The following is a 14691-nucleotide window of genomic DNA, read 5'->3' on the forward strand; positions in this document are numbered from 1 at the left end:
TAAAACAAAGTTAATGAATCAACACAGTTCATTAACTGGTCTTCTGAAGGTGTTGAATAAGATGCTCTCCAACCTTAGTGAGGCATTGATCATCCATATCAGCGGCCGTCAACATCAGACGACTGAAACGACTCCATATCTCAGGGTTGTTGCCATGAGTGTTGCGGAGTTGATTCTCAAATGTAGAAAATGTGTTGTTTGTGCCTAGCATATAGGGAGTTCCAGGTGCAACAAGATTTGAGTCGAGGCCACGTGACTTGTCAGATTGTGATTGGGGCTCAACAACTATACCTGCTTTGGAGACAACCTCCTGCTGACACTCAATGAACCAAACCGACTCTCTTATGGTAATATCCAGCTTATCAATGCTAGAGCTGGCACAGATCAGAAGGAGCACGTTATCTGGGATCCTGCTTCCTAATCGCAGTTCTCTTGCCAAGGATGGCAGCCAAAAATGTGCCTGCTCACAGTAGATCTGTTCAAGCATGACAATGTGAGCCAAAGAGGGTTGTTGAGCGGCTTTCTCCATGAACAACTGCATTTGAGTGGGCGCAGATGTACCGCCACGATAGAACAAATCATCAAGCCCCAACGTGGTCGGCCCAGGGGTGTAGCGTAAGATTCTCTTGGTGCCAAACAAACTAGCATAACACTGTGCAAGCCAAGCACTCGCAGGCCCCCAGAGCCATGGAATTTCGCGGCTGCGGCTAACAATGTCTGTGATAACCAAAGCATCTTCATTAAGACAATGAGATTTTGAACATTTTGTTAGTGACGCGTTCCATTCCTGCTCGCTACTAACTCCCACATCAGCTCCGGTAACTTCAGAAGCCATAATACTGGGGGCATTGATGTTGTGCTGGTGAACAGGCTGCTGAATTTGGTCAGGCATTTGTGCAGAGCCACAGACCAGCTGTAACAACTGGGTTTGCATTAAAGATTCAGCAAGCTTACTGCTGAATTGTTCTTTAATAGCAGTCGCTTGGATTTGCAGGTCATCTCGAAAGCGCAGAAATTCTTTCTCAAGCAGCTCTTTTCTCTCAGAGAGACTTCGTTCACCCTCTGCTTGTAGTTCCTCATGGCGCATTTTCGCCTCATTCATTTCATTAACAGCGGCATTGCGATTGAATATGGCTTTATAGAGTTGAGCTTTTGCCTCCTCAAGCTTCTCATGCTCGACAGCAAGCTCATTTTCTAGTTCAATACGACGACGATTGATATAATTATTCTCTTCGTTGCGAAGATGGGTCTTCAACGCCTCGTTGTCGTAGACCATAGAGAACAACTGATTGAGCAGGTTCTGGTTATTATCAACCTTCTGAAGTACCAAGCCTAATCGGTTTAGCATTGGCCTATCCAGATCTATGCTTCCGCTTGTTGGGCTGATCTCCTCTAGGAGATTTATTGCTTCACGAGCTTTTGTTTTACTTATCTCAGATGCTTGGCTCAAGCTGATACCTAATTGCTCACACCGCCGCTTTAGTTTTGGCAATCGATTGACAACTCGAGCCAAAAAGCGAATATCAGAATCCCAGCAATAAGTTTCTGCCTTGACTGGCAACCAAGCTGGGTCAAAATACTCAGGCTGCACATACTTTGCAGAATAATTGGTTAAATCGAATGCTTTAACATCAAACGCATCAATGAGATCCATTCGTGACAATTTGACTGTTAATCTTCCATCAGAGCGTTTTTCAAATTCCAACTGTCCTGGCGTGAAATATACAGCCATGCCGTTTGCTGTTTTCATCAACCAATGCATTCGCTCCGCAGCGGCTATATATTGTACTGAAAAGCCTAAAAGTAATGCACTTCTCAGCGCTTCCTGATCAGTCAAGCTAGGTAAATCCTGAAGAAAATAAGCCGATCTCAGGTTAACCGCAGTATATTTTGCCCCCCCCTTATTGGGTTCATAACGATGATTTTCCTGAATCTCAAAAACCCATACTGTATGATCATAAACTCCTTCAGCATAACCTTTAGGCACATGGACAGCCCCCCGATCAGGGAATTCTTCTGCAAAAACCTTTTGTTTCCAGCCGTGCTCGCTATTATCAGTTGAAGCTAGCGGTTCTAACCACGCGTAGTTACTCTGGGCAACGTCAACACGCCCAAGATAGATGCTCATTAATTTGTCCTTATCAGATAATATTCGTTTCTGGAGTAATAAGACCGCGCTGCTCACACAATCGTACCTGGTCTCCTTCTGCCACGACTCTAAATGCATATGCTCGCATCCAAAAAGGGATGTCGGGAGGATTCAATGAGAGCAGCTGCTTCAGGTTCTGACACTGAGACAACATTGCCTCATCGGGACAGGAATAAATGTATTGATAGACCCCTGGCTCTTTTTCTACTGGCCCTGAACTGGTCAAGCTTTGCAGTTTCCAAAATCTTGCCAATTCAACAGACATAGCCGGTTGCTGGGTAAGGCAAACTAGCTCTCCTGAATTCAGCTCAAATAGTGGTTTACTAGCTTTAAGGTAAGCTGCTCTGATCGCAATCTGAGGAAGGAAATACTGATTTATACAATCTCCTGAACGGACCTGATAACGGTCCATACCGTGTTGAGCATTGAATCTAAGCTTGTCGAGGCGCACTCCATTTATATACGGAGTTTTTACTTGCGATGTTTCTATAAACTGTCCCTTCGACCAACACCAGGTTCGTAGAACCTCCATCGTAGCATTAAGGTCAATAGGTGTCTCCGGAATAGAAGTTAGCGTTATATTCTCTAATGGGACACCAAGTTTATTAGCAATTACTTTGGCCTTGCTCTGAGAGACCTCAGCATATAAAGGAGGAGGTGCAAAAGGACTGATGCTATTACCTACTTTCATGGTAATGCCGTTATCGTTTAATACCACCCTGATCCGTTCTCGTAAAGCCTTTGGTAAGGCTCCGTCAAAATGAAGGCGGTCACAATTTTCCCCAGTAGATTGTATGATACAGGTCATTGATCTTAAAAAGAAAATTCGAGAAGGCCAATGAGACATATAAGCTTCTTGGAGCCATCCGGCATCAACAAGACACTGAAGAACATGCCATCGCGAAACTGGTTTATTGGGATAGGCGCGTCGTATCCAGCCAATTATCTCTGACTCAGACAAACCATAGCGACCCTCAGCATAAATAACCTCAAGAAAATCGCTTAGAGTGCATTCAAACTTACCAGTATCAGGCATATTTAGATTCAAGCTAGGCACGTTTTGGTGTGTTTCGCTATGAACATAGTGATACCTTTTATTCGGTACAGCAAGTTCAGTATGGATTAAAGCCATTTGGTGAGCTTGGAATTTTCTATGGCGAAATACTCCACTTTCTAGATGTGCCCGAACAAGTACTTTACCCTTTGCTGCGATAAAAGGCCCCCAAATATCCTCTTCGCAATGCTTCAGACTAGACCAATCCTGATCTTGAGGTCGGTAAGTTACTTTATCGGCACCAAGAACTCCAATCTTGATGTCAGAGATAGAGTTAAGTAGATAACCTTGACCCACTCGCGCCGCACCAATTAGGCTGATAGCACCATCCATATGTTTTGAATATTTTTGAACAGAGCTTAAAAAACTGACTACTTCGAGGAGTTCAAGGTCTAACAATACCCAATTACGAAATAAGGATTTTGCCTTGGTATTATAAATTGGCTCCACTCTGACTAGAGTCGTATCAATTATCACTTTCAGGTTTGTATCTTTTGATGGAATAGGCGACCAGCGCCAGTGAGCCTCAGATAATTGGCTGAAAAAAAATATTCCAGATTTCAGTGCACGGAGTAGTTCTGGGGCAAAAAATTTTGAGGCACTGCAACCAAACATTAAAAGCCACTGTGGATTGATTTTACCATCGCCACACTGAGGTATCTCATGAGCATTTCCTTCATGAATCACCTCAAGATACGGGTTTCCATGCAGATCATAGAATAGATGGATATGCACTTGAGTATACTCTTGCGTATCACGATCAAACGTCTCCTCTGCGATGATGGCGTTGATTACATCATAAAACTTGGTATTCCTAATACTGGAGCCGTAACAACCTAGACTCAAAGCATATTCAAAATCTCTATAAGCTTTCTTAAATGACTCACTATATTGACTAATTTCTAGATTAGAAAATATTTTAGCAACTAAATCTGGACTTAATGCTGACGTATCAACATCCTTTAATTTTTCCCTTAATCTTTGTCTATCTCTCATCTCAGGGAATGCAAGTCTCTTGGAATAACCAATACGAGTCTCATTACCCGGATCAGGCAGTACTAAACAACGTGATAACGGATTTTGTTTATGCCTTTCATCCAAATATGCCTTAAAAGCCAGCCACATAGAAGCAAGACCAGAAAGTTTCTGAGGCGTATGCTCAAAACCCAACAGGCTTTGCATTCGCTCTGGATACTGTGATCTTCGAGTGTCTGGTTCTGGGTCCGTACAAGCAACGAGGCAGCTGAAAATCAGTATCAATTGATGCTGTATATTATGTTTTATAGAGATGATATTTGGATATGAGGCAGTGAATTTTATTCGCTGCCTATTTTCATACATCTGAAAAATACTTTCCAATTCTTGGAGAGTTTTTGGTAAATGCTTTCGAAATGACTGGAAAACAATATCAGCTTGGTCAGAACTTTCATCTACAAGCTGTGCAAGTGCGGTCTCAGTGACAGATAAATATGTAACAGGATGGTTGTTTTTAGCACTAGTAGCGGTGAAATAATGATTAAACAGAGAATCATACCAGTCATGTGCACTCCAATTCTGATAGTCACTCTTGTTCACCTTATATTTTCCTTCATATATATCTAATTGCCAAAGCCAGTCATTTTTCATTGTGGCTATTTTATATACATAAGTCTTTGCACACTATGCGTAAGCTCACAATTTGGACTGAATTGTTGTGTTTATCTCGTCAATTGTGACGATCAGCATTATTGTGGAGGAATCAATAGTGAAGTGCAACGTTGAATTCAACTCCAAAGTGAAATGCCTACTTAAAAATCAAGCTGCCTTCAATACAGTATCAAAAACGACCTGCGGCTGTCTATATTCCAGACATTCGTGGGGTTTAGCGTTAAGTCTTTTTCGAAGGTTAAAAGTGCCACCTTTATCACCAATCTCAAATCACTACGTTTAGACGATACTGGCGAAACAAGCCATTGCGATTATCATTTTGCCTCGCTCCATTCGTATTCATGAACATGCTGCCTTTAGGGGAACAGAAAAAATAATGGTGTAAGCCACCGTACTAAATAGCTGTTCCGAATAGTAGATCACCGGAGGTAGGGAACTCAGTCCAGTTTGTGCGATCTCATTAGTCGCCAAACAAAACAAGCCACACCCAAAGGACTGAGTTGATACCTAACCTACCACCCCTGCCACGACCACAACGGCGCCGCATTCACAAAATCATCCATGCCACCCGTGATAAAGGACATGCTCGTCGCTTGATGGCCATCTTGCTGTTACATGAAGGACGCACAATCACTGATGTTCATCACCTTACTGGTGCTGCTCGCTCGACCATCGGTCGTTGGCTTCGGTGGTATCGGGATGAAGGCGTGGGCGCCTTGGAAGCCTGACCGGCTGGCCGTGCCCCAGTTTTACCTATCTGTCACCGCCGATGTAAAAATGACCCACTATCGCCAAGATTGTCACCTTATTGGTGATGCTCATGCAGTTTTCTCCACAAGATTTTGGTTATCAGCGCAGCCGCTGGTGTACCGAACTATTGGCTATCAAAATCAATCGGTTAACAGGCCTCAACATGGCTGCCTCCACGCTCCACCGATGGTTACCTCGTACGGGTATTGTCTGGCGCAGGCCCGTACCAACCTTGCGGATAAAAGACCCAGCCTATCAGGAGAAAATAGCGGATATCGACGCGGCACTGGCCCGCTGTGATGCCGATAATCCGGTGTTTTATGAGGATGAAGTCGATATAGACCTCAATCCCAAATTAGGGGCCGACTGGATGTTCAGAGCGCAGCAAAAGCGGGTTGTCACACCGGGACAGAACGCGAAACATTACCTGGCAGGCGTTCTCCATGCAGGCAACGGAAGAGTGCTTTACGTCAGTGGGATAAAGAAAAACTCATCCTTGTTTATCGCCATGCTGGAAAAGCTACGCCACCACTACCGACGAGCCAAAACCATCACGCTGATCCTCGATAACTACATCATTCACAAAAGCCAACAGACCGAGCGATGGTTGAAGAAGAACCCCAAGTTTTGCTTGGTGTTCCAGCCGGTTTACAGTCCTTGGGTCAATCACATAGAACGGCTGTGGCACAAGTTACATGAAACTATCACGCGGAATCATCAATGTAGAGGAATGGCCAGCCTGCTGGCCCGAGTGAAACACTTCATGGATACCGTGTCTCCTTTCCCGGGGAATGGTTATGGCACAGCGAAGGTGTAGCACTATTGGGAGCCGTTATTTAGCCATTTTGTTAGGAACATATCTAATCAGATAGAACCTTGTCAGAATAGCAAATCGTTCATTGTGAATAACGCATTGCCTAGGGATTATACCGAAATGCCTCAATTGAGCCCCAACGTCTCATTCAGAAGAAGCATGAATCATATTGCTAAAACACATCTTCATGTTCTTGACATTTCAGCGTTTTTCTCTATAAACAGTCACAAGCCTCATGGCAATAGCTTGAGTCAATTGCACTGTTTTTACAATCGTCGACAACAGCGTAAGTCATTGAATGTAAAGGTTATATTTGTGCTGCGATATACAAAAGTGAGGGTTCGAATCCCTCCCTCACCGCCAAATTTAAAGAACCGACCTGATGGTCGGTTTTTTGCTTTGAAGAGTCATCAGCTCATGTCGAAGAGGGAGGGTGAGAACCCTCGCTGGGTTCGAGCAGAGCAGCTTGCTGCGATGAACGGCCGCAGGCCGCCCTGAAGGGGTGAGCCATGCAGTGGCGATCCCTACCTCACCGCCAAATAAAACAAAAGGCCCCGTCGCAAGACGGGGCCTTTTGTTTTATCCGGTGACAGGCAGCCGGACCCCCGATGTTTCCTATTGTCAACGCACAGCTCAGTTGCCATCACACCCGTGCGGATCATTAGGTTGAAATAAGTTCTGACTTGCGCAATGAATTGCGGAACTTCCAGTTTCTTATTCTGCATATGCAATTTTATTTGGATGAATATATCGGATGCGCAACTTGTTGCGTTATTGCGATGATGGCTTGATTGGTGATTGATTCAACCTATTGTTTTAAAACAATAAAATGAATTGGCATGGTCACTGCTAACGGATTCGGTCGAGTGTCATTACCGTTCAACCAATCAGGAGCAATTCCATGCCAACTCCATGTTATATCAGCATCGAAGGTAAAACCCAGGGCAACATCACTGCCGGTGCCTTCACTTCCGATTCCGTCGGCAACATCTTCGTGCAGGGCCACGAAGACGAAATGCTGGTACAAGAGTTCCAACACGTCGTGACCGTACCGACCGATCCGCAATCCGGTCAGCCTGCTGGTCAACGCGTCCACAAGCCGTTCAAGTTCACCGTTGCGCTGAACAAGGCCGTGCCGCTGATGTACAACGCGCTGGCTTCCGGCGAGATGCTGCCGAAAGTGACCCTGAAGTGGTATCGCACCTCTGTTGAGGGCAAGCAGGAGCACTTCTTCTCTACCGTGCTGACGGATGCCACCATCGTCGACATCGACTGCCAGATGCCGCACTGCCAGGATCCGGCGAAGTCTGACTTCACCCAGCTGATCCAGGTCTCCATGGCCTATCGCAAGATCGATTGGGAGCACACCGTTGCCGGCACCTCCGGTGCGGACGACTGGCGCGCGCCGATCGAAGCGTAATTCTCAGTCAAAGGGCACTGCTTGCGGTGCCCTTTTGCCGTTTCTGGCATTTCCCGCTCCGTTTCAATACACGCGTTTTTTCTTTTGCCCGTTTGCCTGAGGTGAGGGGGCACAAGAAAAAATCCGAGTTTACGTCTTGCCGCACGCCGTCAAGGGCGTGCGGTAGCCATGGTGTCAGAAAAACCGGGGCGAAGGCGGATCTCTCACACGGCTTGAAGTGCCCCGCCTGATGGGGCTGCACGATATCTCAGGGGCGAGCAACGATGGCAGACAGCACAGGATTACAATTTACCGTCAAGGTGGGGGCCCTGCCCGAGAGCACCTTCGTGGTGGCCGAGTTTGCGCTGGATGAAGCGCTCAACCGGCCGTTCAACCTGCGCCTGGAGCTGGCAAGCGCCCAGCCCGACATCGACTTTGGCGCCGTGCTGGACCAGCCGTGCGAGCTCTTGGTGTGGTACAACGGCGAGCGGCAGCGCCGGGTGTGCGGGGTGGTGAGTGACTTCGCGCAAGGTGACAGCGGCTTTCGCCGTACCCGCTATCAGCTCATGGTGCAGCCGGCGCTGTGGCGGCTGTCACTTCGCCAAAACTCCCGCATCTTTCAGGCGCAAAAGCCCGATGAAATCCTCAGTATTCTTTTGCAAGAGCATGGCATCACCGACTACGCCTTTGCCCTCAAGAACGAGCACGCCAAGCGGGAATACTGCGTCCAGTATCGCGAGTCCGACCTCGATTTCGTGAACCGCCTCGCCACCGAAGAGGGGATGTTCTACTTCCACGAGTTTGAAGCGGGCAAGCACCGAATCGTGTTTGCCGACGATGCAGCCGCGCTGACCGCCGGCCCCGAGCTTTTCTTCAACCTCGGCAACCGCTCCCTTGAGCAGGGCCCCTATGTGCGCCAGTTCCACTACCGCGAGGCGGTGCGCCCCTCGGATGTGGAGCTCAAAGACTACAGCTTCAAGACCCCGGCCTATGGCCTCTCCCACAAGAAAGTGGGGGCGGAGCTTGAGCACCAGCGCGATACCTACCAGCACTTCGACTACCCAGGCCGCTACAAAGCGGACCCGAGCGGCAAGGCCTTTGCCCAGCACCGCCTCGATGCACTGCGCAATGATGCGGTGGCGGGCAGCGGCAAGTCCAACTGCGCCGCCTTGAAGCCAGGGCAGACCTTCTCGCTCACTGAACACCCCAACGGCAGCCTCAATACCGACTGGCAAATCGTGCGCATCCAGCACACCGGCTTGCAGCCACAGGCGCTGGAAGAGGAGGGGGGCAGCGGCCCCACCGTCTATCACAACGAGTTCGGGGTGGTGAAGGCGAGCACCACCTGGTGGGCGCGCATTGGCAGCCCGGAGGCTCCTCACAAGCCGATGGTGGATGGCCCGCAAATTGCCATGGTGGTGGGGCCTGAGGGGGAGGAGATTTACTGCGACGAACACGGCCGGGTGAAACTGCAATTCCCGTGGGACAGATATGGTAGTTCCAACGACCAGAGCTCCTGCTGGGTGCGAGTATCCCAGGGTTGGGCCGGTGGCCAATATGGCATGATGGCCATCCCGCGCATCGGCCACGAGGTTATCGTGAGTTTCCTGGAAGGGGACCCGGACCAGCCCATCGTGACCGGTCGCACCTACCACGCCACCAACCGGCCGCCGTACGAGTTGCCGGCCAACAAGACCCGCACCGTGCTGCGCACCGAAACCCATCAGGGGGAGGGCTTCAACGAGCTGCGCTTTGAAGACCAGGCGGGGCAGGAAGAGATCTACATCCACGGTCAAAAAGACCTGAACGTGCTTATCGAGAACGATGCGGCCTGGCACATCAAACACGACGAGCATCGGGACATAGACAATGAGCGGGTGACCCGCATCAAGGCCAATGATCACCTCACTGTGAACGGCGAAGAACGGGATCACATCAAGGGGGACTATTCACTCGGCGTTGACACCTCCATGCACCAAAAACTGGGTGACAGCTGGCTGACACAGGCCGGGCAGGAAGTGCATGTCCAAGCCGGTGCCAAGGTGGTGCTGGAAGCAGGTTCTGAAATTACCGTCAAGGTCGGCGGCTGCTTTATCAAGGTCGATGGCGGTGGTGTGACCCTCGTGGGGCCCACCATCAAGATGAACTCGGGCGGTGCGGCCGGATCTGGCTCCGGGTGTTCGACCCAATCGCCTCTGTTACCCAAAGCAGTTGTGCCGGAACTTCGCTAGAAGTGCTGCTGATGCTACTCTGCATCCTTTTTCAGATTTACAGGTGTTCCGGGTGGTTATGATTTCATATCGTCATTGTCAGGCGCCTTTCGTTCGTTATTTTTACTTATGCAAAAAAGCAAAATGAATAAAAAAATTTATGGTGCGTGCTGGCTGTCGCTCTGCTCGCCGGTTGTGCCACTACAAGCTCGTCTGTGAGTGATGTAGAGCTTGCTCAAGAGGCGAAACAGGGTAATGGTAAGGCGCAGTATGAGCTCGCCAAACGGATGGCGGCACAGTCCGACTATCCGCACGCCATGCATTGGATGCAGCAGGCGGCAAGCCAGAGTGGTCCTCTGGCTGCTGATAACAAAGTCCGCGGAGCTGCCGCTCTGCAGGTTGGTCACTGGTATCAGTTGGGATTGGGTGAGCCGAAAAGCCCGCAGTTGGCAGAACAGTGGTGGCAACGGGCATCCCGGCTGGGTAATCGTGAGGCCAGTTATCAGTTGGGACTTTTCTGTCGCAGCGAGCATCAGGGCAAGTTGGCAAGTGACTGTCTCGACTGATTTGAACGGGCGGCCAGGTAGGATCACGCTGGTGCACAGCTGATCCTAGGGGAATGGTATGCCAGCCAGACTGGTGCCTATCAGGATGCCATCGAGTGGTTGGAAAAGTCGACCGAGCAAGGTAACCGGGATGCCCAGTATCAGCTCGCGCGGTGTTATCAGAAAGGAAAGGGAGTGGTCAAACCTCCCGATATTGCCATGCGCTGGTTCGAGAGGGCGGCAGCCCAGCAGCACCCTGATGCTCTCTATGTTCTTGCAACCGAGGCAAGCTCCAGACAAGCACTCGAGGCCTATCAACGTGCCACCAATGCAGGTTCTGCACCTGCTCAGCTCTGGCTTGGCATGGCCTATCTGGCGGGTGAGCAGACTGCAGCCGATCCGGTGCTTGGGCGCTACTGGCTGGAGCTGGCTGCAGGTAACGGCTCCCATGAAGCGGAGTACCAGCTTAGCCTGCAGCAAAGCGATGCATCATCACGGGAGCTCTGGTTGTCGCTGGCGGCGAAAGAGGGGATCAGTAAGGCACAGGTCGAGTTTGCCACTTTGCAGCAGGAGCGGGGAGAGCTGGAACTTGCCCGCGAGGGGTTCGCGTTGGCCAGCAAATGGGGTGAGCTGGATGCTCAATACGCTTATGGCGAGATGCTGCGTCTTGGTCAGGGGGGTAAGGAGGATTATGGTCAGGCCCTGAAGCAGTACCGGCTTGCGGCCAGCGTAGGTCATCGAGAGGCGCAATATCGCATGGGCATGATGCGGGATCAAGGGCTGGGGGCTCCACGCAACAGATTGTATGCTTGTGCATGGTATTTATTGGCGGCAACCGATGGTAACAAGGAGGCAACCCAGGCACGAAATGAACTGGAAAAAAAGATGACCTAAAAGGAGAAGAGCGCCGGTCAAAAACTGGCGCAACACTGGTTTGAACGTCTTGCCAAGGGTAAAAAAACTGGGTGATTGATAAACAGCATATTGGTTGGTTAGTCAGCCTGTAGTCATTCATCCTAATAACGGTTTTTATAAATGTAGTTGTCAGCGAGCCATCCCGATTTTCTTGCATTCATGGTCCACATGCTAAATTTGTTAAATGAATGTGCTGGATGATGTGAGCAAGATGTACTGGTGTCCTATAGGAGGTGGAAGAGAGTTTCTGTCATTCACCTCTATTTTGCCATTTTAGGGGATTTTCTGACGATGAAACTGGCTATTAAAGCAGGTCGTTTGGGGTGGGAATCTTTATTGTACATCGTAATGAGTACATGTGGGAAACATGTGATGGCATTATATTAACATGCTGATTTTATTTGTTTTTTTATTTGCATTTATTCTATCCTCTGCCTTGCAGAGAGAAATGGCTTATTGACTTTTAAATATGCTGACATATAACATGTTGCGCAAATGGCTCTAAGGCCAATATGACCTCTAACAAAGAGTAGAGGCAAAATCGGATTGTATAGATAACAAGATGCATACTGCGTTTTTGATTATTAGAGCTTTTGCTTTTGTATATCGGAGACGCATCGTCAGCTGATGAACTACTCACTTAATCCGTCAGTGAGTTCAGTCAACTGTCATTTTTGACAGTTGTTGGTATGTGCATTGGCTATAAGCTTTAGGGTCTTTGTTGACCTTTAACTTGGTATTTAGAGCATGGGAAAAGGAATTGACGGCGGCACTGTTGCGCCCAAAGAACGTATCAACATCAAATATGTACCGGCAACCGGTGGTCAGCAGGCGGAAATAGAGCTTCCGTTGACCATGATGGTGGTCGGCAATATGAAGGGTCGTACCGAAGACACTCCGATCGAGGAGCGTCAGACCGTCTCCATCGACAAGAATAACTTCTCGTCTGTCATGAAAGAATCCGCGCTGGAACTGAAGTTTTCCGTTCCCAATCGTCTGGAAGAGAATAGCCAGGATGAGCTGCCGGTTTCGATCAAGATCCAGTCTCTGGAAGACTTCACCCCTGACAGCGTGGCACAGCAAGTGCCCGAGCTGCGCAAGCTGTTGGAACTGCGCGAGGCCTTGGTTGCCCTGAAGGGACCGCTGGGTAATATCCCTGCCTTCCGCAATCGTTTGCAGGATCTGCTGTCCAGTGATGATGCTCGTGAGCAGCTGCTCAAGGAGCTGGATTTGATTAAGCCTGCCGAGTGATCGCCGGGTTGGATTGACTGAACGAGAAAGGAACAAACATGTCTTTGGTCGAAGAACAGGTTCAAGCGGGGGCGAGTGCAGCCTCCTCGTCCTTGCTGGACGAAATCATGGCGCAGGCTCGTATCACCCCGGTGGACGAGGGTTACAGCGTTGCCAAGCAGGGGGTTGCAGCCCTGATCGCCAACATCCTGGACAGCGGTACTACCAGTGAGCCGGTTAACAAGGCGCTGGTCGACAGCATGATTGTCGAGCTCGACAAGAAGCTGAGCAAGCAGATGGACGTCATCCTGCATGCCAAGGAGCTGCAGGAGATGGAGTCCTCCTGGCGCTCCCTCAAGCTTTTGGTGGATCGCACCGATTTTCGCGAGAACATCAAAATCCAGGTGCTGCATGCCACCAAGGAAGAGCTGCTGGAAGATTTTGAGTTCTCACCCGAAATCACCCAGTCCGGTCTCTACAAGCATGTCTACTCGACTGGCTACGGTCAGTTCGGTGGTCAGCCCGTCGGCGCCGTGATCGGTGACTACGCTTTTACCCACAGCTCCCCCGACATCAAGCTGATGCAGTATGTCAGCGCGGTGGGTGCCATGGCCCATGCGCCGTTCATCTCTTCCGTCGCACCAGCTTTCTTCGGTGTCGACAGCTTTACCGATCTGCCTTCCATCAAGGATCTGAAATCGGTTTTCGAAGGCCCGGCCTACACCAAGTGGCGTTCCCTGCGTGAATCGGAAGATGCCCGTTATCTGGGGCTGACCGCACCGCGCTTCCTGGCGCGTCTGCCCTACGACCCGACCGAGAACCCCATCAAGGGCTTCAACTATCAGGAAGATATCAGCTCGGATCACGACCACTATCTGTGGGGCAACACCGCCTATCTGATGGGCACCTCCCTGACCGACAGTTTCGCCAAATATCGCTGGTGCCCGAACATCATAGGCCCGCAGAGTGGTGGTGCCATCCACGATCTGCCGGTACACGTCTATGAAGCCATGGGCCAGCTGCAGGCGAAGATCCCGACCGAGGTGCTCATCACCGATCGTCGTGAATACGAGCTGTCGGAAGAGGGCTTCATCACCCTGACCATGCGTAAAGACAGCGACAACGCCGCCTTCTTCTCCGCCAACTCGGTGCAAAAACCCAAGGTGTTCCCGAACACCAAGGAAGGGAAAGAAGCGGAAACCAACTACAAGCTGGGAACCCAGCTGCCCTACATGTTCATCATCAACCGCCTGGCGCACTACATCAAAGTGCTGCAGCGCGAGCAGATCGGCTCCTGGAAGGAGCGTCAGGATCTGGAACGCGAGCTGAATGGCTGGATCAAGCAGTACGTTGCCGATCAGGAGAACCCGCCGGCAGACGTACGTAGCCGCCGTCCGCTGCGCGCTGCCCAGATCAAGGTGCTGGATGTGGAAGGGGAGCCGGGCTGGTACCAGGTTGCCATGGCCGTGCGCCCGCACTTCAAGTACATGGGGGCGAGCTTCGAGCTCTCTCTGGTAGGTCGACTGGACAAGGAATAAGGCCCGATGCCGCATCTCTCTTCCTGGGATAGAGGAAATGCGGCCAGCCTGTTTGATCGCATCCGGGGGGAGGGGCTTGGCTCCTCCCCTCGTTCGGAAGTTGATGAACTGGTCGACTCTGTCAAACGGCAGCTCGACCAGATCCTCAACACCCGTCCCGGCAATTGCCGTAGTGCACCCGATCTGGGGGTCATTGATCTCAATGACGCCACTCAGGGTAGTGCGGATATCAAAGGACGGATCCGGGAAGCGATCCGGCAATGCATCCGCCGTTATGAACCGCGGATCATCCATGTGGATGTTCGTTCACCGGACTATCAGGCGAGCCCGCTTGAGATGTCGTTTCAGGTGACGGCCCACGTGCGGCTGGAGCATATCGAGCAAGTTACCTCGTTCAACGTCCATATGGACAGTCACCGTCACTACCGCATGGTCTGATC

At 50.2% G+C, this 14691-nt stretch carries 6 protein-coding genes and 3 pseudogenes; 7 read left to right on the plus strand and 2 right to left on the minus strand.

From position 1 onward, the window contains the following. Positions 1-31 precede the first annotated feature (31 nt). Together ACB033_RS15805 and ACB033_RS15810 are read right to left on the minus strand one after the other, a co-directional pair. Entirely contained in the window at positions 32-2128 is a 2097-nt protein-coding gene (locus ACB033_RS15805; RefSeq protein ID WP_139724130.1) for a hypothetical protein, read from the minus strand. Between the two features lie 13 nt (positions 2129-2141). Then, positions 2142-4778 carry a hypothetical protein gene (locus ACB033_RS15810; RefSeq protein WP_371140608.1) on the minus strand — a complete coding sequence of 879 codons (2637 nt, stop codon included), beginning with the start codon at positions 4776-4778 and terminating at the stop codon, positions 2142-2144. Positions 4779-5353: 575 nt separating this feature from the next. On the opposite strand from ACB033_RS15810, the pseudogene ACB033_RS15815 reads away from it, so the two are divergent. The 7 genes and pseudogenes from ACB033_RS15815 (at position 5354) to tssE (ending at position 14689) form a co-directional block, all read left to right on the plus strand. After that, positions 5354-6417, plus strand: a pseudogene (locus ACB033_RS15815) (IS630 family transposase). Positions 6418-7315: 898 nt separating this feature from the next. Beyond that, positions 7316-7834, plus strand: coding sequence for a type VI secretion system effector Hcp1 (gene hcp1, locus ACB033_RS15820; RefSeq protein WP_010634242.1), 519 nt, complete (start codon positions 7316-7318; stop codon positions 7832-7834). A gap of 263 nt (positions 7835-8097) precedes the next feature. Beyond that, positions 8098-10008: pseudogene (gene tssI, locus ACB033_RS15825) on the plus strand (type VI secretion system tip protein TssI/VgrG); the annotation flags it as partial. 185 nt (positions 10009-10193) lie between these two features. Further along, positions 10194-11537: pseudogene (locus tag ACB033_RS15830) on the plus strand (tetratricopeptide repeat protein). Between the two features lie 693 nt (positions 11538-12230). After that, positions 12231-12734: a type VI secretion system contractile sheath small subunit gene (tssB, locus tag ACB033_RS15835; RefSeq protein ID WP_005299975.1), complete on the plus strand. Its 504-nt coding sequence runs from the start codon at positions 12231-12233 to the stop codon at positions 12732-12734. 38 nt (positions 12735-12772) lie between these two features. Continuing rightward, positions 12773-14251 (plus strand): type VI secretion system contractile sheath large subunit, encoded by a 1479-nt coding sequence (gene tssC / locus ACB033_RS15840; protein WP_005299978.1) that lies wholly within the window; start codon positions 12773-12775, stop codon positions 14249-14251. Between the two features lie 6 nt (positions 14252-14257). Beyond that, entirely contained in the window at positions 14258-14689 is a 432-nt protein-coding gene (gene tssE, locus ACB033_RS15845) for a type VI secretion system baseplate subunit TssE (RefSeq protein ID WP_005299981.1), read from the plus strand. Positions 14690-14691 lie beyond the last annotated feature (2 nt).

This window comes from Aeromonas sp. S15(2024) (assembly GCF_041402265.1).
GTDB lineage: Bacteria > Pseudomonadota > Gammaproteobacteria > Enterobacterales > Aeromonadaceae > Aeromonas > Aeromonas dhakensis.